This window comes from Mangrovimonas sp. sgz306409 (assembly GCF_059735265.1).
Map to the genome: position 1 here is coordinate 16,808 of NZ_JCAPEU010000010.1, position 26,599 is coordinate 43,406.

Consider the following 26,599-nt stretch of genomic DNA (forward strand, 5'->3'; position numbering starts at 1 on the left):
TTATGAAAAAGGCTAGTATTTTTATGATTATTGGTTCCCTGCTCTTATTGGGACTATTCAAATTTCCACTATGGAATATAATGCTAGGTGCACCACAATACCCCGAACCTTTGGGTATGGACATCTACATCAATGGCATTAAAGGGATGAGCGAGTTTGATATCCAAAATATAGACGGGCTTAACCATTACATTGGGATGAAAACACTGCCCAAGCCAGAGGATATGTGGGAGTTTAGTGTATTTCCTATGGTAATTGGCGGTATGGCTGCACTTGGTGTACTTATTGGTTTACTAGTTTTTTGGGGAAAGGCAAACTATAACTGGTTTTTGGGCTGGCTTGTTTTAATGACTATTCTTGGTATTTTGGGAATGTATGACTTTAACGCTTGGATGACCGATTATGGAACAAATCTAGACCCAAATGCCATAATGAAATTACAAAATCCAGACGGTACGCCTATGAGTTATAAACCACCTTTATTCGGACATCAAAAGCTTCTAAACTTTGACGCATATTCATACCCAAGCTTGGGTGGTTATTTAATGGGAGTTGGAATGCTACTTACATTCGTAGCTTATTTTGTAGGTAAAAAATCAAATAAAACATTACGATGAAAAAGACAATAACTTCCATAATCCTTAGCGCAACATTTCTGTTATTTCTTAGCTGCAATACAGGTCCGCAAAGCATTGACTATGGAAATGATGGATGCCACTTCTGTAAGATGACCGTAGTAGATAAAATACACGGGGCAGAATTAATTACTGATAAGGGAAAAGTATTCAAATTTGATGCTACAGAATGTATGCTCAACTTCTTAGCTGACGACAACGATGTAAAGGTAAAAACATTACTGACTAATTACCATGAAGCCCCAACAGAATTTATAAATGTAGAAAATGCCACTTTTTTAATAAGTAAAAATCTACCAAGTCCAATGGGCGCTTACCTTACCGCCTTTAAAACCGAAGAAGCTGCAAAAAAAGTACAGAGTGAAAAAGGAGGCGAACTTTACAACTGGAATTCTTTAAAGGATAAATTAAATCATTAATGGTATTAAAACTTGTCATATTTATACACATACTTTGTGCTACTATTTGGACTGGCGGGCATCTAATATTATCCATTGGATTTTTACCAAAAGCTTTAAAAAAGAATGATTTTAAAATTATAGAGAGCTTTGAGTGTAGATATGAAAAAGTAGGTATCCCTGCACTTGCTATTCTGTTGATTACTGGTATTTATATGACTATATTCTACGCTCCCAATATTTTTAGTTTGGATTGGAACGACCATTATACACGTCATATAGTGCTAAAGTATGCCACCTTATTAACTACCATAGCATTTGCGATACACGCCAGATTTTATTTAATACCCGCCAGAAAATTGAAACCATTGGCTATACATATTGTAGCAGTAACATTACTTGCCATATTTTTTGTATTTCTAGGCTTTAGTGCAAGAAGTGGTGGTTTACTTTGAATAGTTAAAATTTGAATTATAGAAAACAACATATCGCCTTAGTAATCTTTACTGCTTTGGTATTCGCTTTCGCTAAAGCGGAAACCAAAACAGTATGTATTGGTTGTGATTATAAATTAGTAGGTGATGCTATTACTGCGGCAACAGCAGGAGATACCATTTTAGTAAAAAAAGGAACGTATAAGGAATACAATATTGTGGTAGATAAACCTCTAACTATTATAGGAGAACAATATCCAATCATCGACGGGGAAGATAAAGGGGAAATTATTAGGATTGTCTCAGACGATGTTACGATAGACGGTTTATTTATTATTAATGTAGGAACCAGCTATACCAGTGACCACGCTGCCATTCGAGTGGTACGTAGTGAAAACTTTTTAATACAAAACATCGTACTAGAAAAGTTATTCTTTGGTATCTATATTGAGAAGTCTAGTAATGGTAAAATTTACCACAACAAAGTTATAGGTGATGCCCAAGACGAATATAATTCGGGCAATGGCATTCAATTATGGTATTCTAAAAATGTTGTTGTAGAACAAAACATTGTCCAGAAAGTAAGGGATGGCATATATCTAGAGTTTTCTGATAACATCACTATCAATGAAAATGTAAGTACTGGCAACCTACGCTACGGATTGCACTTTATGTTTTCTAACGATGATATGTATACCAACAACACTTTCCAAAATAATGGTGCGGGTGTGGCGGTGATGTTTTCAAAGCGCATTAAAATGTTTAACAACACCTTTAAGAAAAATTGGGGTACTGCGGCTTTTGGCATTCTTCTTAAAGAAATAAATGATGCTGAAATTAAAGACAATGTTTTTGAAGAAAATACAGTAGCAATAAATATAGAAGGCTCGAATAGAATAGTATACTCTGGAAATAATTTTATCAGTAACGGGTATGCCATTAAAGTGTTAGGTGCTTGTTATACTAATACCTTTGAAAAAAACAACTTTCTTTACAACTCCTTTGACTTATCGTATAACAGCAAGATTAATGATAACATCTTTAAAGATAATTATTGGAGCAACTACACTGGCTATGACCTTGATAAAGATGGTATTGGTGATGTACCCTTTAGACCTGTAAAACTATTTTCCTATGTGGTAAACAAAACTCCGGAGACCATTATCTTAATGCGCAGTCTTTTTATTGATATCATAGATTTTTCTGAAAAAGTATCACCTGTTTTTACACCTGACAATTTGCAGGACGCAACCCCTAAAATGACACCATATAAATGATACACATAGAACAACTTTATAAAAAATTTGCCAAGAATCAGGTGCTCAAAGGTGTGGATTTAGATATCTCCTCTCCAGGGATAATTGCTATTTTAGGGCCTAATGGTTCGGGGAAAACCACCTTAATAAAAGCCATACTCGGGATGGTACTACCCGACAAGGGTAAAATTGAGGTGAATAACAATTCTGTAAAAACAAATTGGAAATATAGAGATGATATAGATTACCTTCCTCAAATCGCAAACTTTCCACCTAACCTTAAGGTAAAGGAACTCATCACAATGATTAAAGACTTGCGTAATCGGCCTGGAGAAGATGACCAACTAATCAAACTCTTTAAATTACAACCGTTTCTATCGAAAAAATTGAGCAATCTTTCCGGAGGCACAAAGCAAAAGGTAAATCTGGTATTGACATTGATGTTTGATAGTCCTATCATCATTTTAGACGAACCTACAACCGGTCTCGACCCCATTGCACTCATCCACTTAAAAGAACTCATTGCCAAAGAAAAGACGAAAGGAAAAATCATTCTGATTACCTCACATATAATGAGCTTTGTTGAAGAGATGGCAGATGAAATTGTTTTTCTGTTGGAAGGACAAATCTATTTTAAAGGAAACATAGAAGCTTTAAAAACACAAACCAAGACGACAAATTTTGAACAAGCTATTGCTAACCTTTTAACCTACGAATATGCTTAAAATCCTAAAATACAGCTTTTTTGACCTCATACGTAGTAGGTGGAGTTATGTGTACTTGCTCTTTTACCTCGGTTTAGGTAGTGTGTTACTGTTTTTGAACAATGACTTATCAAAGGCGGTCATTACATTAATGAATGTTATTACCATTTTAGTACCTCTAATAGGAACCATCTTTGGCGTAATGTATTATTACAACTCCAGAGAATTTACAGAACTTCTTCTTGCTCAACCTCAGAAGAGGTCGTCTATTTTCATAGGGCAATATTTGGGCGTCGCCTTATCCCTATCATTAAGTCTTATCATAGGGCTTGGTATTCCATTTGCTTTATACGGTTTGTTCCAATCTGATAAAATATGGGATTTTGGTTTGTTATTAATTACAGGTTCATTTCTTACCTTAATCTTTACTGCACTAGCATTTAACATCGCTTTATACAATGAAAATAAGATAAAGGGGTTTAGTTATGCGATTTTGTTATGGTTATTTATGGCTGTCATTTACGATGGACTTTTTCTTATGTCCTTAGTGGCTTTTCAATCCTATCCATTAGATTCATTTTCAATAAGTGCCACAATGTTTAATCCTATTGATTTATCACGTATTCTAATTCTCTTAAAGCTCGATATTTCGGCACTATTGGGCTATACAGGAGCTGTTTTTCAAAAGTTTTTCGGAACTTCCCTTGGTTTGTTTGTTTCACTCATTTCACTATTGCTTTGGGTATTATTTCCTGTATTTAATATTTACAGGAAGAGCAGAAAAAAGGACTTTTAAAGCGATGCAGATACTAATATTCTTTTTTTGCTGCGTCTTGTTTCTTGAAATAAAAGCTCTTACTGTTATTATTGATTTGTTTAACCGTAAAGTTATTGGGTAGGCTCTAAGTGATAATTTAAGCACAGAGGATACTATTATTACCAAAATAACCTACCTAAAACTTTAAACACTTTTGCCGACCAAAATAATTTAAAAGTTATCATTTTTTTGGAGCCCCATATAAGTTCTCAAAATAATCTGATTTCATAAACCTATGAGTTCACGGTTGAAGGACATTACAATGACATCCTTCTGCTTATCTATAAGATAGAACAACAGACAAAACATGGCAAAATTATTAGCCTTCTATTCTAAAAGAAAAAAACTATAGGACTGGAAGGTATTTTTTACAGGCAAGGGGGTTACTGAAAAGTTTTGGTTAGCTATAAGAGCTCTCTATTATGAGTTTCGAGACACTCACTTCTAACAAAACATTCTCAGTCTCACAATACAGCTGTCATATCAATTTTGTATCACAAAAAAACAAACTATTGCAACAGTTTATTTTTGAAGATTGACAGTTAAATACAGCTATTTTACAAGGCCTTTGAGAGCAAATCAACAGTTCAAAAAACAAAAAATATTTTTGTGATAATTTTTTATCACAAAAATATCACAGAAATTATCACAATTTAAAGTCTATCGAATAGCATATATTCATGTACTTCAAATGGATTTAATTAAGATTAAAAACACATGTTTTCTGCCTAGCCCCCATTAACACTTGAATATGCTACTATGACAACAAAAAAATAAAATTAAATACTCCTCACCGATCTTTAAGCTAAAAATACGGAGCAACAACGTATGCCAGGAAGGCTTCTAACAAAAAAAGGTTACCAAAAATCAAACCTTTTAATACTATACCTAACGAAAGAAAAAAGACAACCTTTTCAGAAATGATTTTTACATCCTTAAAATCAAATTAACTTCATGAAAACAAAAATTTGTCTTACAAACAACAATACACAAACAATTACATCAAAAACCGTTATTAAACAACCACCACCTAAAAACCCCTAAAAACAGGCTATTTTTGACTACAAATATGGTCAAATCAATAGTTCAAAAAACAAAAAAGAAATTTGTAAGACATTTGTCTTACAATTGTCTTACAAATTGTATTACAATTTTCAGCCTATAAAAAACACCTATTCTTGGACTTCAATTGGCTTTAATTTAAGATTAAAAACCTGTGTCATTAGGACATGTTCGGCTTCCTGTTTTGCTCTGTCCTTTAAATTCTGAAGATGTTGCTTCCTTTCATCCAATTTTGGCTCTGTAGACTCTTGTTCATACAGTTCCAAGGCGGGCAATGAAATATCTGCATTTGGGGCTATCATCTTCTTTAGTTCGGCTATTGTTTTGTTCAAGACCTCTTTTTGATCCTGTTCCGTTTTATCCCTTTTCTCAATCTGCGCAGGTTTATCAAAGAAGCGCTGCTCCACCTCCTCTTTATGTCGGGCCAAAGTGTCCCGTTGGGATATGAAAGCACGCTTTTGGTCTTTGGAGATTCCCTTCACTTCTACTTCCATATTTTCCGCAAACCAATTGTAAAGCATCGAAACGCCCTCTACATAGGTTTTATACCGTTCCAACAGAAAATCCACATCCCTTCTTTTCTGGTCATCGCAAAGCCCCAATAGTTTCAACAGGTTTTTATCAAGCAATCTCTGCTTATGCATCACCTTCAAATGGATCTCACCTGACTCCACAAAATAATTGCTCCCATTTTCCTCAATGAGCAACACCCTATTTCCAAACATGGAGAAATCCTTTTGCGCCTCTGCTTCGCTCATTTCCAACAAAAGTCTTGGAAAGTAGTACACACCTGCTACAAACAGGTTGCCCATAATCTCCATCTGTAAATCGTCTAAATTCATTTCCATTCCCTAGGCTTTTAACAACTCTGAATAATCTTCTGGCAATTCTGCATCAATATCCCTCAAGTATTTCTCCAGAGCTTCCATGGAAGTATGTCCAGTAATGAGCATTAATTCACTCTTTACCACATGAGGGGATGAAACTTTAATCTTTTCCCTGTAAAGCTTCGTTATAAAGGTATGCCTGAAACTATAAAGACCGTAATCCTCATCGAGTCCAAATTCATCCTTCACAACCTTTTTAAAGCGCTTTGAAAAATAGTTCCGCTTGTTGTCATCGCTCAGTTCCCATTTTCCGCCCAAGCCTTCAGGAGTAAACAAAAAATCCCCTTTCTTCATTTTGCTCATATCGGGAAGTTCCTCCAAAAGTATCTCTGGAATCAGCTTGGTTTTCAATGGACTATTCTTTGCTCTGAATGTAACGGTTTTATGCTCCACATCTATATCCCCCACTTTTAGGCGACATACCTCAATGGGACGGATAAAATTATAGGATACAAACTTGATGAACAGCAACAGCATGGGATCGTTCTTTTCCAAATACTCGAAAATTTCCTGTTGCTCCCCTTTGGTATAGGTCTTGTTCCGTTTGGGACTGCTCTTTAAAACTACAATCTTCTTTATAAAGTTGGAGCTAACAATATCATTGTCTTCCAAGGTCTGGAACATACTGCTCAAACTTGCCCTGTAATTGTTTCTGTTCCTTGGGGAACTGCTATCCATGATATGGTTCAAAAACTCCATGACCACTGGCCTATCCACCTGTTGGATATGGGTGATTTCCTTATGCGATTTTTCGAGCCATTCCCTAAACACTTTTATATGGCTTTTATAGGAACGCATACTGCTCTCACGCAATGACCGTTGTTTGATGGACATATCAAAGTCGAAAGCCTCCTCCAAAGTCTTCCCTTTATCCTCTTCCTTTATAGCGGGATGCCCCAAATCCAGTTTTAATGGTTGCTCTGATACTTCCCCTTCTTTAGAAGCTGTCTTTTGTTTGGCTTTTTTATTCTGCTCCTTTTTGAACAGATCCACATTATCTGCATACGGATCGTAACCCCGTTTGAGAAGTTTGTGCAAGGTCTGACTATAAACCGTGAGGATTGCCATTCTCTCCTCCTTGGTCTTGTAACGGTTGGCACTAGCGTAAATTGGAGACTGCCTAGTGAGTTTATTGTTCTTAGGGTCTCTAAAGGAAAAGTAAACATACCAGCGCTTGCTCAAATCGCCATTTGCTGTGTATATTTTGGGCTTGGAAAATTGTTTTTGGTTTGACAAATCGTATGCGTTAGCGTATTCACTTTCGTATTCGCCGCGCAAGATATCTGAAATTTTGAACATAAAAAAACGGTTTGGGGACACCAAACCGTTGATTATACTTGACTTTTTATTAGTAGCGGGAACTGGACTCGAACCAGTGACCTTCGGGTTATGAGTCCAACCCTCATTTCAACAACTATTGATTTTCAACAGTTTAAAAAACCACATTTTCCAAAAACATATGCATAATCTTATGCATATTTATATAAAGTTTGAAGTTGTTTGTTAAACAAAATTTAATACTCGAATATAGGATTTTTTTTACTTCAAAACCAATAAAATTTATTTTAAAAAATGACTCTCAAAAACCTCCTCTTCAAGAAAAAATAATTACGGAAATCCTTATAAAACCATCTTATATTTATATTATTTTACTAATACCAGTAACTATTACAAATTTACTGAATGAATATCTTTAGGATTTATCGCCTAATCTCTCGCCATTGGCACCATTGTTTCTTTAGGCAGAAACATTTCCAATGTTGTGAATTGCTTTCAGTTCTTTATTTTTAATGAGGATTCACAGGTCTGTCTCCAAATTCATTTTGGCGTAGTGGATTGGGATGGGAAAAGCCATTGTGATAGTAGCGTGGCTGTTTGAAATAAGGTCGTAGGCTTTCATCGACCAATTTTACTTTAAAATTCCTTTCTAAATTTTCTGGCTCTTGATATGTACTGATATGGAAACACATGACTTAAATTTACTAAAAATAAAAGTTTAAAATTATGTTTAACCTGTAGCCGTATTTCAGGGCATGATACTATTCAAAGTTAACCAAAACCTCATCTAGCAAAAACAACAACTGCCAAATGAAGTTTTGACTTGTTAGTGATTACATTTCATGTTGGGAATGGTCTTCACTTTTTACTTCTCCAGATTGGTTCATCATCATTTCGTGATCATATTGACAACAACCTGGCAAATTGCTGTAGGCTTCCTCATTTCCAGCTACTTTCTCCGTATCATAACCAGATGCGGCAATGGCATTGTGGATTACCATCTCATTGGTTTTAGAGCCATCAAAAGACACTTCGATTTTCTTTTTATCCACATCCCACTCTGCACTTACTACTCCATCAACACCATTAGCTGCCTTTTCAATAGTGCTTTTACACATTCCGCAATTACCTCTAACTCCGAAAGACATATCTGTCATTGCTATTTCTTTTGAAACTTCCGTATTAGTTGCTTCAACTTCCTTTTTGGTTTCGTTTTTACAACTTGTTAAACCCATAGCTACTATTACAGCTACACTTAAAATTACTTTCTTCATTTTTTAAAATTTAATTGTTATTACTTGATTTATTATTCTATTACTTGTTTTACTTCTCCACAGGTTAGCATTGCTTCGCCAAAATATGGATTGATTACTTTTTCTTCTTTGCTTAACCAATAGGCTCCGTTATTGTTATCTGCCATAGGGCAAAATTCTACATAGACTTTTTCATTGACTCCAAATATTTGAACCGCTTTTATTAAATGTGAAGACAAATGTTTAAAATGATTCCTTTGAGTTTTAATGTCTTGAGAACCGGCTATTGAGGTCGTAGAAGATTTTATCTCATCTACTAATGACATCCAATGATTGTGTGCTTCATCTTTAAGCAATTTCATATCTGTCTTACTCAAATTTGATAGTAACGAAGTTGCATTTTGTGAACTACCTTTTAAGTCTTCTTTTACTAAAGCATCTTTTAAATTAATGTAATCATTGTATACCTCTTTTAATTGCTCTTGAAATTTCTCCGATACTTTTAAGCGTTCATTCATATTAGTATGGTCGCTTTCATTTTTTGAATTATTATCCATACCTAAATGACCTTCGTGACCTGTCATTGTTTTTCCACCTTGCTTGTTCATCATTGATTTTTTGCCTTGTAGTTGTGCAGCAGCATCTACAGTAAATGTACCATTGGTAACAATTTCATTTCCTGTAAATAATCCCTCTAATACCTCATAATTATCACCGATTTTTTTACCTAAAGCCACTTCTTTCAATTCAAAAACAGGTTCGTTTGGATTTGATTTGATATAGACTACAGAACGTTCTCCTGTCCAAAGTACTGCTGACGATGGTATCGTTATTACTTCTTTTGCATTGGTTTTAGTACTTTCAATTTCTGCGGTTACAAACATTCCTGGTTTAAAAATGGCTTCTTTATTATTTAAAACCACACGTAAATCTACAGTACGAGTTTTGGTATTTAAAATTGGGTCTATAAAATCTACTTTTCCTTTAAATTGTTTATTAGGATAAGCATTGGTAATTATATTAACTTCTTGACCTTTTTTGAATTGTTCAATTTGATTTTCATACACATCAAAATTTGCCCAAACCGTATTGAGATTAGCAATTTTCAACAAAGGCTGACCTTGCTTAATATAATCGCCTTGTTCCACTATTTTTTCAGTCACTGTGCCCGAGACAGTAGCATACACAGGGAAATTTTCAATGACTTTTCCAGAGGATTCAATTTGGTTGATTTGAGTTTCAGACAATTTCCAAAGCTTTAATTTATTACGTACCGCTTTGTATAAAGCAGGTTGCGATGCTTTTAAAGAAGCCGCTGTAATCAATTCTTGTTGAGCTGCATATAATTCTGGTGAATAGATTGTTGCCAACAATTGACCTTTACGTACTTCTTCACCTGTAAAACTGATATTCAACCGTTCAATTCTACCAGAAAAATAACTCACTTGTACTGCATTGGCTTCTTCATTTTCAGCTATTTTACCTGATAGTTTTATGATTCCATTTTCTGCTGAACCATTACCAACCACCGTAGTTTGAATGTTTGCCAAAGCCATAGCATTAGCGGTTAATTTAAACTGGTCTGCTGTTAATCCATCTGCACCAGCTTCGGCAGGAATTAAGTCCATACCACAAATAGGACAATCACCTGGTTCTGGTTGCATAATTTGTGGGTGCATAGAACACGTCCACATTTGATTAGCTTGTGTAACTTCATTGTGATTATGGTCTGCCTCTTCTTTTGATGAACCACCGAAAAGCAACCATCCAAACAACAACCCAACTGCCAATATTCCGAAGTAAATTATATATTTTTTCATAGTGTTATATTTTAATATTTCTTAATCTTAATGCGTTCACTATTACTGAAACAGAGCTAAAACTCATTGCCAAAGCTGCTATCATTGGTGATAATAAAATTCCAAAAAATGGAAATAACACACCTGCTGCTATAGGTACACCTAACGTATTATAAACTAACGCAAAGAATAAATTCTGTTTTATGTTCTTCATTACTGCACTACTTAAATGACGAGCTTTTACTATACCGTGTAAATCGCCTTTTACCAATGTAATCATAGCACTTTCAATAGCAACATCTGTTCCAGTTCCCATAGCAATACCTACATCACTTTTTGCTAAAGCAGGTGCATCATTAATGCCATCACCTGCCATAGCAACCACTTTACCGTTGTTTTGAAGTTTCTCAACTTCTTGTAATTTGTCTTCGGGTAACATACTCGCTTTAAAATCTGCTAGATTTAATTCAGAAGCTACTGCTTGAGCTGTATCGTGATTATCTCCTGTAAGCATTATCACATCAATCCCTTTGCTTTGCAGTTCTTTTATAGCTTTTGCACTGGTATCTTTGATTTTATCACCTATTACAACATAACCCACCACTTTTTTATCGATAGCCAAATAAGACACCGTTTTCCCTTGTTTTTGGAAGGTTTTAGCTTTTTCCTTCATTTTAGAGGTGATTTCAGCATTTGCGTATTCCATCATTTTTGGGTTGCCTAAAGCTATTTTTTTACTATCAATTTCAGCTTCTACACCTTTTCCTGTAACAGCACTAAAATTGGTAGATTTTAGAATTTCAGCATTATGTTCTTTACCATATTTTACTGTTGCTTCTGCTAATGGATGCTCACTGTTGGTATTTAACGAGACGAGGTATTGAAGCACCTTTTTGTCGTTATAATCATCACTAAAAACACCTACGGTTTCAACTGTGGGTTTGCCTTCGGTAATAGTTCCTGTTTTATCTACAATAAGGGTATTTACCTTATTCATTTTTTCTAATGCTTCTGCATTTTTAATCAATACACCATTTTGAGCACCTTTACCCACACCAACCATAACCGACATAGGTGTTGCTAAACCTAACGCACAAGGACACGCAATAATCAACACTGCAATTGCATTAACCAACGCATATACATAGGCTGGTTCTGGACCCCAAATAGCCCAAACAATAAAAGTGATAACAGAAATAATAACTACTACAGGTACGAAGTAACCCGATACTTTATCTGCAAGATTTTGAATAGGTGCACGACTTCTACTGGCATCGTTTACCATATGTATGATTTGTGATAACAGTGTATCGCTACCTACTTTTTCAGCTTTCATTAAAAAGGATTGGTTGCCATTTATTGTTCCACTGCTAACTTTATCATCTTTAACCTTATTAACTGGAATAGGTTCTCCTGTAATCATTGATTCGTCAATACTGGTTTCTCCCTCTGTAATAATACCATCAACAGGGATTTTATCTCCTGGTTTCACTTTAAGAATATCGTTAAGTTCTATCTTGTCAATACTCACTTCTACTTCTTCACCATCAACCATTTTTATGGCTTTATTTGGCGCTAATTTGAGCAATTCTTTTACGGCTGAATTGGTTTTACTGTGAGCACGAGCTTCCAATAATTGACCTAAAAGCACTAATGTTAGAATAACTGTTGCAGCCTCAAAATACACGTGAACTGCTCCAGATTCAGTTTTAAACTCATTAGGAAATACATCAGGAAACACCATACCAATCACACTAAATAACCACGCTACACCTGCACCTATACCAATAAGTGTAAACATATTGAGGTTCCACGTTTTAATGCTTTTGTAAGCTCGTTCAAAGAACATCCAAGTAGCATAAAACACGACAGGTATGGATAAAATGAATTGTACCCAATTCCAATATTTCTGTTCCATTATATCGTATAACGGATTGTTATGTAGCATTTCACTCATAGCTATTAAGAAAATGGGCAAGGTGAATGCTGTTGCTATCCAAAACTTTTTCAATAGTTTTTTATAGGTCTTTTCTTCAGCAGAAAGGTCTGGTTGCATTGGCACTAAATCCATACCGCAAATAGGGCAAGAACCTGCTTCATCTTTTACAATTTCTGGATGCATCGGGCACGTCCATTCCTCTGCATTTGATGTTGATAGATTTTGTTCTTCAACCAAGTCCATTCCACATACAGGGCAATCGCCTGGTTTATCGTAGGTTTTATCACCTTCGCAATGCATTGGGCAGTAAAAAGTACCTGTCCGTTTGCCTTTTGGTGTTTCTTCTTTTTTAGATTCTGAATGATGGTGGTGATCTTCTTGATTATGGATACTATATCTACCACCATCATCTTTTAAAGCCTTTTGAAATGTTTCTAAAGAAATATGCTGTTCCATTTCTATAATGGCTTCGGCTTTTTCTAAATTAACCGATGCCTTTGAAACACCTTTTACTTTTGAAAGTGTTTCTTCAACGTGACTGCGACAACCGTTACAAGTCATTCCGTGTATATGATATGTATGTTTCATTGTTTACTGAATTAAATAATTAATTATGACACTTTGAACATAGTAGGTTTTAATGGATTCTATTTGGTTCATTTGAAACTTTAATTGCAATTCCTGTATATCCAAAACATCATTAAAATTAATCGTTCCTGTTTCGTAGCTTTTGATTAAAATATCTTCTGCATCTTTAGCCTGTTTTAAGTTTTTGGTTTGGGTAGCATAACTAATTCTTGCAGAAATTCGTTCGTTAATTGCCTTGCTTAAAAGGGTTTCCAAAATATTCAAGCGCTCTTGTTTTTGTGAAAGAATCTCTTGTTGTTGCAACTCATTCTGTTTGGTTTGTGATTTGTACTTTTTGTTGAATATTGGAATTGATAATGATACCATTGGCATTACAATGTCTTTTCCGTTATCGCTAAAATCCATATCTGGTCGCTTCTCAACATTGATATAATCCAACCCAAAACCAATCATTGGACTGCCTTCTTTTTGATTTAGTAATTCTGACTTTTCTACAGACTGATAGAGTTTGTCAAACTTTACCAATTCAGGATGTATTGATAAATTTTCAGTATTGATTTCAAAATCTTCTGCAGGAATTGTTAAACTATCTACAACTGAAACCTCAATTGCATTATCTCTATTTAAAAGATTATTAAAATTGGTTTGTTCTGCTAAAAACTGTTGTTGCAACACATCTTTTAATTGTTGTAAATCGTTTTGTCGCATTTGCAAACGCAGTACATCTACTGCCGATGCTCTACCAATCTCAACAGAAGTCAAAGCCATTGTTTCGTAGGTTTCCAACAATTTAATATTATCACTTAACACTTGCTGTTTTGCTTGGTTTGCATACAGATTGTAATAGGATTGAGATACCGAAGCCATTAGTTTACGTTTGGCAATAACGATGTCTTCGTATTTCGCATCTGCCAATGCGGTTACATAATCTTCACGAGAGGTAATTGTACCAAACCAAGGCAACATTTGTTTTGCTGATACTTTAAACCGTTGAGCACCTGTTCTGGTTTCGGGTTCGCTAGCAAAATACCCCACACCAAATTCGGTATTAGGCAGGGTATTGACTTCGTTTACTTTTTCTGAAACTCTCTTGTATTGCAACTCGAATTTTTGAATTTCGGGATTGTTTTCTAACGCTTCATTAATTAAAATTTCTAATTGTTGAGCGTTTCCTTTGAGACAAAAGAGAATTGAAAAAAGAAAAAAGACTGTTTTTATATGTTTCATTTTGATGCTCTTTTAAGTTGAACTTCGGCTTTCCAGCTATATAAAACTGGTACAACAAATAAGGTGATTAAAGCGATTAACATTCCTCCGAAACTCGGTATTGCCATAGGAATCATAATATCACTACCTCGACCTGTTGATGTGAGCACAGGCAATAGTGCTAAAATGGTTGTTGCTGTGGTCATTAAACACGGTCTAATACGTTTTTCACCTGCTTCTACAATAGAGGCTCTAATTTCCTTTTTTGTTTCTGGTGAATTTCTGTCGAATGTTTGTGTTAAATAGGTTGCCATAACGACTCCATCATCGGTTGCAATACCAAAGAGCGCAATGAACCCAACCCAAACGGCAACACTTAAATTAATGGTGTGCATTTGGAATAAACCGCGTAGGTTTTCACCAAAGACACTGAAATTTAAAAACCACGATTGTCCGTACAACCATATCATTAAAAAGCCACCTGCAAAAGCTACTGCGATACCTGTAAACACCATTAAGGATGTACCGACTGAACGGAATTGGAAATACAGAATCAAAAAGATGATGGCCAATGCCAATGGTACAACTACTGATAATGTTTTTTCGGCACGCAATTGGTTTTCGTAGGTTCCTGTAAACTGGTAGTTAATGCCTTTTGGTACAATTAATTCACCTGCATCAATCTTGCTTTGAATCATTGCCTGTGCATTTTCTACTACATTTACTTCTGCATAACCATCCATTTTATCGAATAACACATAGCCTACCAAAAAGGTATCTTCACTTTTTATGACTTGTGGTCCTTGTTCGTAACGAATGGTTGCCAATTCGCTTAAAGGCACAGGACTGCCTTTTTCAACAGGTACGTAAATTTGCTCTAAATCGGTTGGATTAGCTCGTAATTCTCTTGGGTAACGTACACGCACACCATAACGCTCACGACCTTCGACGGTTTGCGTTAAGGACATACCGCCAACAGCTACTTTTAATACGTTTTGTACCTCTTCAATACTTACACCATAACGTGCAATTTTTTCTCTGTTAATATCAATAAGTAAATACGGTTTACCTACAATTCGGTCTGCAAAAACGGCTTCATCCTTTACACCATCAGCTTCTTTCAAAATGGTTTCTAATTGCATACCAAATGCTTCAATCTGTTTTAAATCTTGTCCTTTTATTTTGATTCCCATTGGTGCACGCATTCCAGTTTGAAGCATTACCAATCGGGTTTCAATAGGTTGTAGTTTGGGTGCAGAAGTAACCCCTGGTAATTTGGTGACTTTTACAATTTCATTCCAGATATCGTCTGGTGATTTTATTTCTGGTCTCCAGTTTCTGTAAAACTCGCCGTCATCGTCTGGAATTAATTGAGACCTTTCGACTGCGCTCAAGCTGACATTTTCAGAGTTATTTGGATTTGCAATAAAACGACCATCTTTTAGCTCATATAATCCATCCTCATTGACTTTAAAGCGTTGACGTTCTCCTTTATCATTCAACATATATTCGGGTTTGTACTGAATGACATTCTCGTACATAGACAATGGTGCAGGATCTAAAGCCGATTCTGTTCTACCTGCTTTACCAACTACGGTTTCAATCTCTGGAATACTTGCTACTGCCATATCCAATTGCTGCAAAACACGTTTGTTTTCTTCCACACCAGAATGTGGCATTGAGGTAGGCATTAACAGAAAAGAACCTTCGTTTAGTGATGGCATAAACTCTTTACCTGTGTTTTTCATTATGAAAAAGCCTGCTATGACAATTGCTGTAGGTACGGAAAGAAATAATAATTTATTGTCTAAACACCATCTTAAAATACGTGTGTAATATTTAATGAATAATGAAAATACACCTAACAAGCCAAAACAAATAATAGCTACAAAAATGAGGTTTAAGAAGATGCTTTCGTTTACTCCTAACGGTCGCCAATATTCTGCTAATAAGAATACAATTGCCGAAGCAGAAATGATGATGTTGGCAAAGTTTGCTTGTTTATCTGAAATCTTGTTTTGAAGATTTAATAAAGCTGTGACACCAAAAGCGATGAGTATGATTCCTAACCAATATCCATAAATTATTGCTGCTATTCCTAATACTATTAAAACACCGTTTAAAGCATATTTAAAATGTTTTTGAATGCTCTTTTTTCGGAATAAAAAGGCCGCAAACGGTGGTATTAGAAATAAGGCTACAATTATGGACGCTGTTAAAGCAAAGGTTTTAGTAAATGCTAATGGTCTAAATAGTTTTCCTTCTGCACCAATCATTGTAAATACAGGAATAAAACTGATAATGGTTGTCATTACTGCGGTTACGATTGCACCAGATACTTCTGCTGTTGCGTTGTAAACGACTGTGTTTATTGGTAATTTGTTTTCGTTTTCGTCTAAATGCCTTACGATGTTTTCTGAAAGTATGACACCAACATCTACCATTGTACCAATAGCAATAGCAATGCCTGATAGTGCTACAATATTGGCATCGACACCAAAGAGCTTCATTGCTATAAATACCATTAACACCGCAACAGGTAATAGCCCTGAAATCAATACGGAAGCACGAAGATTAAATACCATTATGATAATGACCAAAATGGTAATGAGTATTTCTAAAGTTAAGGCTTCATTGAGTGTACCCAATGTTTCTTGAATCAATTCTGTACGGTCGTAAAATGGTACTATAGTTACTTGTGATGTTCTACCATCTGCCAACGTTTTTGTAGGTAGTCCTGCGCTTAATTCGTTTATTTTGGCTTTTACATTATTAATCACTTCCATTGGGTTAGCGCCATAACGTGCTACTACAACACCACCAACCACTTCTGCACCTTCTTTGTCTAAAATTCCACGTCTTGTTGCAGGACCTAAAGACACTTTTGCCACATCTTTAATTTTGATAGCTGTGTAATCTTCTGAAGTTACAACTGCATTTTCGATGTCTGCTATGGATTTCACATAACCCAAACCACGTACCAGATATTCGGCTTGATTGATTTCTAAAGTCTGTGCTCCAATATCTCGGTTACTTTCTTTAACTGCTTTTACAATATGGTGCAAGCCAATATTATATTGACGCATTAACTCTGGGTTTACATCAACTTGATATTCTTGCACGTAACCACCAATAGATGCAACTTCAGATACACCACTTGCAGATGACAATGCATATTTTACATAGTAATCTTGAATACTACGTAATTCGTGCAAATCCCAACCACCCGTTACATTTCCATTTTCATCACGACCTTCGAGTGTGTACCAAAATATTTGACCTAATCCTGTAGCATCTGGTCCCAAAGCAGGATTAACACCATCAGGTAATAAACCACTTGGTAAGGAATTTAGTTTTTCGAGAATGCGACTTCGACTCCAGTAAAACTCTATATCTTCTTCAAAAATGATGTAGATACTGGAAAAGCCAAACATAGACGAGCTACGAATGGTTTTTACTCCAGGAATACCCAACAATGATGTGGTTAATGGATAGGTAATTTGGTCTTCAATATCTTGTGGCGAACGACCATCCCATTTGGTAAATACAATTTGTTGGTTTTCGCCTATATCTGGAATAGCATCTACAGCTACAGGGTTGCTTGGTAAAAAACCTGTATCCCAATTAAAAGGTGCATTTACAGTTCCCCAACCTATGAAAAGGACGAGTAGTAAAACTGCTACGAGTTTATTTTCTATTAAGAATTTGATGCTTTTGTTTAGCATTGGTTCTGATAATTAAACAGTTAGACATTGGCGTTAGGACAACACCGAATACAGCAAATTATCCTTATGGCAAAAAGCCATAGGATAACACAGTCTAAAGTTTAAGAATCAAATTAAATAGGTCTCGTCAATCTTGTAGATACGCCTTATGACGAGTGGCGGTTTGTATTCTTCGTAAGCCGTTACGTTTTTTTCTAAACCTTCAAAAAGGTTGATGTAAGTATATACAAAGGATGCAATGAATACTTGTTGCTCAAAAGAAATTTTATCAATGGTAAGTTGTAACTCATCTTGACCATCAATTGATAATTGCTTATCATCACAACAATTTTTCTTGGTGATTGAACAGCCTTCGGTAGATGGGTTGGCCATTTCCATACCACAACCTTTCGCTTTTTGAAACAGTGCTGTTTCTACTAAAGTACCACCACAATAATGCATATTAACCGTAAATGACATTGTAGAGAATAACACTACAAAAGCCATTGCCAAAGCCATTATTTTATGCAATACTTTTTTCATTGTAATTGCGAAGTTACGAAATTTTAACAAATACTTATTTAATTAACAGAAGTTTAATGCTCAACTCCATTGCATTTTCTGTAACCTTACCGCATTCAATATTGCCAATAATGCTACACCAACATCGGCAAAGACAGCTTCCCACATTGTTGCTAAACCACCTGCTCCCAAAATCAGTACAATTACTTTTATTCCAAAAGCCAAAATGATATTCTGCCATACAATTTTTCGTGTGGAACTGCCTATTTTAATGGCTCTCACTACTTTTGAAGGTTGGTCGGTTTGAATGATAACATCTGCTGTTTCAATGGCTACATCGCTTCCTAATCCGCCCATTGCTATACCTACATCACTTGCTGCTAAAACGGGTGCATCATTAATACCATCACCAATGAAGGCTACTTTATTTTTTGAATTTTTCTTTAATGCTTCAACTTCATTTAATTTATCCTCTGGCAATAAACCTCCCTTGGCTATTTCTATTTTTAAATCCTTTGCCACTTGTTGGGTTATGGAATCTTTATCACCTGAAAGCATAATTATTTTTTTAATACCTACCCTATGTAAACTTGATATGGTTTCTTTAGCATCCTCCTTTAATTCGTCCGCAATTACCACGTAACCTGCAAAAATAGTATCAATAGCTACCAAGACAATAGATTCCACGATAGATTCAGTTTCATTAGGTACTTCTATATTATTGGACACCATTAACGCTTTATTTCCAACCAAAACTTCTTTACCATTTACCATACCTTTCAATCCTCTACCTGCAACTTCAGAAACCTTATTTGCTTCAAAATTGTTGGTTCCTTTCTGGTATTCCATAATAGCTTTAGCAATGGGATGTGTGGATTGCTCTTCCATTGCCATTAAATAGTTCATAAATTCTTTTTCATCCCAATCAAACGTCTTTATGTTTTTGATTTTGAAAACTCCTTTGGTAACTGTCCCTGTTTTGTCCATTACCAAGGTGTTTATCTTGGTCATAGCATCCAAAAAGGAAGCTCCTTTGAAAAGAATGCCATTTTTTGAAGCTGCACCTAATCCACCGAAATAACCTAAAGGAATAGAGATTACCAACGCACAAGGACAAGAGATTACCAAGAAAATTAATGCCCTGTACAACCAATCTCTAAACACATAATCATAAACAAAGAAGTATGGTAGAAATGTAACTCCTATTGCTAAAAACACTACAATAGGTGTGTATATCCTTGCAAATTTCCTGATAAACAGTTCGGTTTTGGACTTTCTTGCCGTGGCGTTTTGTACCAAATCTAATATTCTTGCAATGGAACTGTCTTCAAACTTACTGGTAACTTCGACTTCAATCACACTTTCCAGATTGATGCTTCCTGCATATACTTTTGCTTCTTTTAAAACAGAATCGGGTTTACTTTCGCCAGTTAAAGCTGCGGTATTTAATGATGCCTTTTCGGAAAGCAGAATACCATCTAATGGAATTTTTTCACCCACACGTATCTGAATTTTTTCGCCTATTTCGACACTTTCGGGCGATACACTTATATAATCACCATCACGAAAAACATTGGCTTCTTTTGGTCTTACATCCAATAAGTCCTTAATATTTCCTTTAGCTCTATTGACTGCTGCATTTTGAAAAAGTTCGCCTACTGCATAAAACAACATCACCGCAACACCTTCTGGATATTCCCCTATTATGAACGCACCAATAGTTGCTATAGACATTAAAAAGAACTCTGTAAATACATCCCCCTTTTTTATGCTTTCCCAACCTTCTTTTACTACCGGAAAACCTACAGGTAGATATGCTATACAGTACCAAATTATACGAAGCCAATCCTTAAAAAAAGAAACATTAAAATAGTCTAATCCTATTCCAGTAATAAGCATTGTAAAACTTATAATTGTAGGTATATATATTTTAAAATTATTGGGTTGGTCTCCGTGGTTGTGCCCATCATCGTGACTATGCCCGTTATCAGAATCAGGCTTTAAATCTCTTAACCTTATGTTCTTTTTTTTCATTTTTAATTTGTCTTAAATACAAAGTTCTATAAAAATGGGATGCAACAGAAGTGCATTATTAACCGCTACATTTATTGCAAATACCTTTTACTACCAAGTTTACATTTTCGGAAACAAAACCTTCAGGAACCTTGATTTGTGGTATTTTATGGTCTGTTAAGCAAATGGTTTCACTACAATTGTTACAATGAAAGTGTAAGTGTAAATCGGTTTTAATATCACAACTGCAACCTTGTTCGCAAAGGGCGTATTTGGTAATACCTGCACCATCGTCTATTTGATGTACAATATCCTTTTCTTCAAAGGTCTTTATTGTTCTGTAAAGCGTTGTTCTATCTGCTTTTCCAAACGCATTTTCAATATCACTTAATGTTACTGCGACATTCTTTTCTGCAAGAAACTTATAAATTAGCAACCGCATTGCTGTTACGCGAATATCTTTTGACTCTAATAATTGTTCTATTGTTTCCATAATTAATGAGCGTGTTCTGCTTCTCCTTTTTTCATTTCTGCTATAAGGTAATAGGCATTATTGTATGCAAACTTGGTATTAGCGGACACTTCTTCTGAAAAAGTAACTGCAATCCAATCTCCATCTTTTTCTCCAGTTATTACTTCTACAGGCTTAAAAGCCCAAATTTCACCTTCTTTTTCTACCGTAAAAACAAAAAATCTATCGCCATCTTTTACAATGGCACTTTCCGGCAATGCCTTTGTTAAAGCATTATCGGTTTGTATTCTTCCTTGAATGTACATACCTGGAATGAGATTACCTGATTTATTTTCGATTTCGGCGTGAACGTGAACCGCTTTTGGGTTGTCTTCAAAGGTTTTGCTTACCGAGTAAATTTCAGCCGTAAGTTCTGAATCTGGTATGGATTGCACACTAAAAGTTACCTTTTGCCCTTGTTTTACTCTATGTACATCTTTTTCAAATACCATCAAATCTGCGTGAACGTGATGTGTATTCACAATATCAAAGAGTTCGGTTTGTGGTACTACGTACTGTCCTGTTTTAACCTCGACTTTTTGTACAAAACCTTCAATGGGACTTCTTAATGGAATTTGCTGTGCAATAGTACCGTTGCGCACTGATGCTGTATTGATATTTAAAATTTTCAGTTGAGCTGCCAAACCATTTACCAAAGCCGTTGAACCTTTGTATTTTGCTTCTGCCTTTTGGAAATTGGCACCAGAACCTACACCTGCATCGTATAATTTTTTTTGGCGTTCGTAATTTTTCTTTAAAAGTTCGCTATTGCTATAAGCTTTTAGGTAATCGGTCTGTAAGGCTATAATATTTGGATGTGACAAATAAGCCACTACCTGACCTTTTTCAACTTTATCGCCTTCAATTACTTTTATGGATGTTACATTTGCTCCTATAACAGAAGTAATAGCAGCTTCGTTTTGGGGTGGTACTTCCAATGTGCCGTTTGCCTCAACATAGCCACTCATATTGCGTAAGCCCAAGGTGTCTATTTTCATTTTTAAGGCATCAAACTGTTGCTGATTAAGCGTTACTTCGCCTTCTTCGTGGTGTTCTTCATTTTCACTGGTTTGTTCTGTTTTATCGTGAGAATGTCCATCATTTTCTGAATGGTCTTTTTTATTGCCACAAGACACCATAAAAAGTGCTGCAAAAATGACTGCGATGTATTTGTATGCTGTTTTTTTCATAATGTTATTGATTGAAATATTGTAGTTGAAATGCACTTTCTAAATAATTGATTAAAGCGTTTTGAGCTTCCAGTTCTGACTGTACGGCTTCATTTACCAATTGTGTAAAGGTGGTATAATCTATTTCTCCTTCCTTATACGCCAACAACGCTCCTGATTTCTGGTCTTTGGTTAATGGTAACACTTGTGTTTCGTAAAATTCCCAAGACAGTTTCCATTTTAAATAATTTTCTTTTGCTTGTGCATATTGTGATTGTAATTCTTGTTTTTTGAATAGCAAATTACTTTCTGCAATAGCATTGTCAATTTTTGCCGATTTAATTCGGGCTTTGTTTGAACCTGACAGGAATGGAATGGAAATTCCTGCTTGATAGGTATAAAAACCTGAATTACCATTAACTTTTTGTAAACCACCCTGAAGGTTCAATTTTGGTAAATTATCAGCTTTTGCTGCCCTCAATTCTGCTTCGGCGACATTCAATTGATTTTCTGAAACAGTAACCATTGGATGTTCATTTGTTGATAAGCTATCAGTTTCAATCGTTGCAATGTTTTCCAATTCTTCTGATACAGTATAAATTTCGTCTTCAAATAACCAAAGATTTAACTGTTGTATGGCTATGAGGTAATCTCTGTATGCCTGTACTTTTTTATTTTGAATTTGAAACACTTGATTTTTTGCCGCTGAATACTCCAATTTAGAAATGGCTTCCACTTCAAAGTTCAGCGTAACTGCTTGTTCAAAATTACCATAGATGGAATCAAGCTCTTTGTACAATTGAAAGTTTCTCATAGATTGATAACATTTTGCCCACGCTTTTTTTACTTCCAGTTCTACCTCCAATTCAGATAATTGTACTATTTTTTGTGACAACACAATGCGTTGTTGTTGCAGTTTTCGTTTTGCTCCGATTCCAAACACATCCATGTTTGATTGTCCAACACCGACCGTTGTGTAGATTCCTGTTCCATCTTTGACTTCTTCACCACCTGTAAAGATTTGAGTAGAACCAAAATCGTATGCCGTAGATTTTAGGTTTTCTTGTTTGGTAACTTCCAATTGTTTTTGTTTCAATAGTGGGTAGTTCTTTTTAGATAAAGCAACAGCTTCGTTCAACGAAATTTTAGGCAAGGTATCCGTGATTTGTTGTGCATTACTTCGAGTTGAAAACACAAACATTAAAACCAGTACTGCGGTTGCACTCACTATTTTTTTGTTTAGCCTTAACCTAAACGATTTATTCTCTACCCAATGATATAAAATAGGCAATACAAATAAAGTGAGTAATGTAGAAGTCAATAATCCACCAATAACTACCGTTGCCAACGGACGCTGTACTTCTGCACCTGCCGATACTGAAACAGCCATTGGTAAAAAGCCCAATACATCTGTAAAAGCAGTGAGCATAATAGGGCGTATTCTTCGCTTTGTGCCTTCCAAAATCCGTTCTTTTAAATTGGTAATACCTTCTTCTTTCAATTCATTTAAGCCACTTATCATCACCAAGCCGTTTAATACGGCCACGCCAAACAATACTATAAAACCAACACCTGCCGAAATGCTAAAGGGCATATCTCGTAGCCACAACGCTACCACACCGCCAATGGTAGCCATTGGAATAGCAATGTATATCATTAAGGTTTGCGGTACTGATTTTAAAGCAAAGTATATCAGTACGAAAATAAGTAGTAAGGCAATAGGCACTACGGTTTGCAAGCGGTTACTGGCTCGCTCTAAATTTTCAAAAGCACCACCATAGCGTACAAAATAGCCAGAGGGTAATTCCAATTGTGCATCTAATTTGGCTTTAATTTCTTCTACCAACGATTTTACATCACGTCCTCTTACATTGATACCTACATAGGTTCTTCTGTTGGTATTATCCCTACTTATTTGCATAGGTCCCGCTTTATAAGATATATCAGCTACTTCACGAAGTGGAATTTGTGCCCCTGAGGGCAAATTGATAAACAGATTTTGAATATCTGATATATCCTTACGGTTGTGTTGATTTAAACGAACTACCAAATCAAACCGCTTTTCGCCTTCAAAAATAACGCCTGCATTTCCTCCAGCAAATGCCGATTGCACCATTTTGTTAAGTGTGTTGATTTGCAGTCCATATTGAGCCAACTTATCTCTACTGTAGTTTATAGTCATTTGAGGCAAACCTGTTGTGGCTTCGGCTTTCATATCACCAATACCAGGTGTTCCTGCAATTATTTTAGTAATTTCTTCTGCCTTTTGGGATAAGACTCCGATGTCTTCGCCGTACAACTTAATGGCAATATCTTCCCGCACCCCTTCAAGCAACTCATTAAAACGCATTTCTATGGGTTGGGTAAATTCATAATTGACTCCAAGGATAATTTCAACAGCTTCTTTCATTGCTTCAATTAGCTCATCTTTTGTCTTTACCGTAGTCCATTCATTTTTAGGTTTCAGTATAACGAATACATCGGCAATATCCATAGGCATTGGGTCAGTGGGTATTTCGGCTACACCAATACGGCTCACAATTTTTTCGACTTCGGGAAATTTTGCCTTTACTATTTGCTCTATTTTAGTAGTGGTTTCTACTGTTTCAGATAGTGAACTACCTGGTTTTAAAATGGCGTGGAATGCAATATCGCCTTCATTGAGTTGTGGGATAAATTCACCTCCCATTCGGATAAACATAAAGACTGTTACAGCAAATAGTGCCACAGCAATTCCTACAATTAATTTCCCTTTTAAAAGGGCTTTTTCCAATAAAGGTTTGTACTTATCTTCAACCCAATGCACAAATTTATCACCATAAGATAATTTATCATTTTTTGGTGTTCTCAATACTAAAGCCGACATCATTGGTACATAGGTTAAACAAAGTACCATAGCCCCCAACATAGCGAATATAAAGGTCAATGCCATTGGTTTGAACATTTTACCTTCAATACCTTGTAAGGCTAAAATGGGAAGAAACACAATAAGTATAATCAACTGACCGAAAAAGGCAGCATTCATCATTTTTTTGGAAGCCGATGCAGCAACCTCATCACGTTCCTTGGTTGTTATTTTTTTCTTTTTAAGTACTTGGGAAGCGATAAGAAATACAGTAGACTCCACAATAATTACTGCTCCATCTACAATAATTCCGAAGTCTATAGCTCCTAAACTCATCAGGTTTGCCCATACGTTGAATACATTCATTAAAATAAATGCAAACAGTAACGATAGTGGAATAGTTGAAGCTACAATTAAGCCACCTCGCCAATTACCCAACAAGAAAATGAGGACGAAAATAACGATTAAAGCCCCTTCAATAAGGTTTGTAGCAACCGTTGATGTCGTTTCTCCAATTAACTTACTTCTGTCTAAAAGTGACTCAATAACAACGCCTTCTGGTAACGATTTTTGTATTTCAACCATTCGCTCTTTAACATTGGTAATCACATCATTTGAATTTGCACCTTTAAGCATCATTACCAAGCCGCCGACAACTTCTCCTTCACCGTCTTGTGTTAATGCTCCGTAACGAATGGCTGAACCGAATTGAACTGTTGCTATATCACCAATGGTAATAGGTACATTGTTAATGGTTTTAACCGTTATCCTTTTGATGTCATCTAAACTTCTTACCAATCCTTCCCCTCTTATAAAATTAGCCTGATGGTTTTTTTCTATATAAGCACCTCCCGTATTTTCATTATTAGTTTCAAGGGCTTCAAATACATCTGTAATGGTAATCCCTATTGATTTAAGCTCGTTAGGGTCTACAGCTACTTCATACTGTTTTATTTTACCACCAATAGCGTTGACCTCGACAACACCAGGAACCATTGCCATTTGACGTTGTACAATCCAATCTTGCATTGTACGAACATCTGAAATGGAATATTTATCTTGATATTCTGGTTTTACTTTTAATGTGTATTGGTATATCTCTCCCAGACCTGTGGATATAGGTCCCATTGTAGGCTCTCCAAAACCCGCAGGAATTTGTTCTTTTACTTCGTTGAGTTTTTCAGCAACCAATTGTCTCGGAAGATATGTCCCCATATCATCATCAAATACAATGGTTACTACTGACAGACCAAAGCGTGAAATTGAACGTATTTCTTCCACATTTGGCAAATTGCTCATTGCCACCTCAACAGGATAAGTGATTATTTGTTCTATATCCTCTGTACCTAAATTTGGTGATTGTGTTATTACCTGAACTTGATTGTTGGTAATATCCGGGACTGCATCTATGGGTACTTTTGTCATACTCCAAATACCTGTTCCAATTATGGCAAGCGTAAGCAAACCAATAATGAATTTATTATTGATTGAAAAATCAATGATTTTATTGATCATATAAAATGTAATAATTCAGTTAAACATTTCGATTAAGGTTATTTTCTAACCCATCGAATAAAAA

General features: G+C 35.6%; 19 protein-coding genes. 6 read left to right on the plus strand and 13 right to left on the minus strand.

The genetic code is table 11. The features are described from left to right. Positions 1-2 precede the first annotated feature (2 nt). Genes AC6I5C_RS15910 through AC6I5C_RS15935 form a run of 6 tightly spaced genes read left to right on the plus strand, consistent with a single transcriptional unit; the run spans position 3 to position 4,223 of the window. Positions 3-617: a hypothetical protein gene (locus tag AC6I5C_RS15910; protein WP_497906005.1), complete on the plus strand. Its 615-nt coding sequence runs from the start codon at positions 3-5 to the stop codon at positions 615-617. After that, positions 614-1,054, plus strand: coding sequence for a nitrous oxide reductase accessory protein NosL (locus tag AC6I5C_RS15915; RefSeq protein WP_497906006.1), 441 nt, complete (start codon positions 614-616; stop codon positions 1,052-1,054). The genes AC6I5C_RS15910 and AC6I5C_RS15915 overlap by 4 nt, the downstream gene beginning before the upstream one ends. Next, entirely contained in the window at positions 1,054-1,488 is a 435-nt protein-coding gene (locus tag AC6I5C_RS15920) for a CopD family protein (protein WP_497906007.1), read from the plus strand. The genes AC6I5C_RS15915 and AC6I5C_RS15920 overlap by 1 nt, the downstream gene beginning before the upstream one ends. A gap of 32 nt (positions 1,489-1,520) precedes the next feature. After that, positions 1,521-2,744 carry a nitrous oxide reductase family maturation protein NosD gene (locus AC6I5C_RS15925; protein WP_497906045.1) on the plus strand — a complete coding sequence of 408 codons (1,224 nt, stop codon included), beginning with the start codon at positions 1,521-1,523 and terminating at the stop codon, positions 2,742-2,744. Further along, positions 2,741-3,448, plus strand: a complete 708-nt coding sequence (locus AC6I5C_RS15930; protein ID WP_497906008.1) for an ABC transporter ATP-binding protein — start codon at positions 2,741-2,743, stop codon at positions 3,446-3,448. Before AC6I5C_RS15925 ends, AC6I5C_RS15930 begins: the two co-directional genes overlap by 4 nt. Next, positions 3,441-4,223: an ABC transporter permease gene (locus tag AC6I5C_RS15935; protein WP_497906009.1), complete on the plus strand. Its 783-nt coding sequence runs from the start codon at positions 3,441-3,443 to the stop codon at positions 4,221-4,223. Before AC6I5C_RS15930 ends, AC6I5C_RS15935 begins: the two co-directional genes overlap by 8 nt. Before the next feature lie 1,193 nt (positions 4,224-5,416). Here AC6I5C_RS15935 and AC6I5C_RS15940 read toward each other — a convergent pair. From AC6I5C_RS15940 to AC6I5C_RS16000, 13 genes are all read right to left on the minus strand, one after another. Further along, on the minus strand, positions 5,417-6,154 hold the full coding sequence (locus AC6I5C_RS15940) for a hypothetical protein (RefSeq protein ID WP_497906010.1): 738 nt from the start codon (positions 6,152-6,154) through the stop codon (positions 5,417-5,419). A 3-nt stretch (positions 6,155-6,157) separates the two neighbouring features. Further along, positions 6,158-7,492 (minus strand): tyrosine-type recombinase/integrase, encoded by a 1,335-nt coding sequence (locus AC6I5C_RS15945; RefSeq protein WP_497906011.1) that lies wholly within the window; start codon positions 7,490-7,492, stop codon positions 6,158-6,160. A gap of 488 nt (positions 7,493-7,980) precedes the next feature. Next, positions 7,981-8,163, minus strand: a complete 183-nt coding sequence (locus AC6I5C_RS15950; protein WP_497906012.1) for a hypothetical protein — start codon at positions 8,161-8,163, stop codon at positions 7,981-7,983. 141 nt (positions 8,164-8,304) lie between these two features. Continuing rightward, positions 8,305-8,745 carry a heavy-metal-associated domain-containing protein gene (locus AC6I5C_RS15955; protein WP_497906013.1) on the minus strand — a complete coding sequence of 147 codons (441 nt, stop codon included), beginning with the start codon at positions 8,743-8,745 and terminating at the stop codon, positions 8,305-8,307. Positions 8,746-8,777: 32 nt separating this feature from the next. Next, the gene (locus AC6I5C_RS15960; RefSeq protein WP_497906014.1) at positions 8,778-10,544 is read right to left on the minus strand and encodes an efflux RND transporter periplasmic adaptor subunit; all 1,767 of its coding nucleotides are present in this window, start codon (positions 10,542-10,544) and stop codon (positions 8,778-8,780) included. A gap of 4 nt (positions 10,545-10,548) precedes the next feature. Next, complete coding sequence (locus tag AC6I5C_RS15965) at positions 10,549-13,050, minus strand: heavy metal translocating P-type ATPase (RefSeq protein WP_497906015.1); 2,502 nt, start codon at positions 13,048-13,050, stop codon at positions 10,549-10,551. Between the two features lie 3 nt (positions 13,051-13,053). Further along, positions 13,054-14,277: a TolC family protein gene (locus AC6I5C_RS15970; protein WP_497906016.1), complete on the minus strand. Its 1,224-nt coding sequence runs from the start codon at positions 14,275-14,277 to the stop codon at positions 13,054-13,056. Next, positions 14,274-17,981, minus strand: a complete 3,708-nt coding sequence (locus AC6I5C_RS15975; RefSeq protein WP_497906017.1) for an efflux RND transporter permease subunit — start codon at positions 17,979-17,981, stop codon at positions 14,274-14,276. The genes AC6I5C_RS15970 and AC6I5C_RS15975 overlap by 4 nt, the downstream gene beginning before the upstream one ends. Before the next feature lie 108 nt (positions 17,982-18,089). Then, entirely contained in the window at positions 18,090-18,503 is a 414-nt protein-coding gene (locus tag AC6I5C_RS15980; RefSeq protein WP_497906018.1) for an HYC_CC_PP family protein, read from the minus strand. Between the two features lie 60 nt (positions 18,504-18,563). Beyond that, positions 18,564-20,516 (minus strand): heavy metal translocating P-type ATPase, encoded by a 1,953-nt coding sequence (locus tag AC6I5C_RS15985; protein WP_497906019.1) that lies wholly within the window; start codon positions 20,514-20,516, stop codon positions 18,564-18,566. A 58-nt stretch (positions 20,517-20,574) separates the two neighbouring features. Continuing rightward, positions 20,575-20,988 (minus strand): Fur family transcriptional regulator, encoded by a 414-nt coding sequence (locus AC6I5C_RS15990; RefSeq protein WP_497906020.1) that lies wholly within the window; start codon positions 20,986-20,988, stop codon positions 20,575-20,577. Between the two features lie 2 nt (positions 20,989-20,990). Beyond that, positions 20,991-22,196: an efflux RND transporter periplasmic adaptor subunit gene (locus tag AC6I5C_RS15995; protein ID WP_497906021.1), complete on the minus strand. Its 1,206-nt coding sequence runs from the start codon at positions 22,194-22,196 to the stop codon at positions 20,991-20,993. Positions 22,197-22,200: 4 nt separating this feature from the next. Beyond that, complete coding sequence (locus tag AC6I5C_RS16000; protein ID WP_497906022.1) at positions 22,201-26,535, minus strand: CusA/CzcA family heavy metal efflux RND transporter; 4,335 nt, start codon at positions 26,533-26,535, stop codon at positions 22,201-22,203. Between the last annotated feature and the right edge of the window lie 64 nt (positions 26,536-26,599).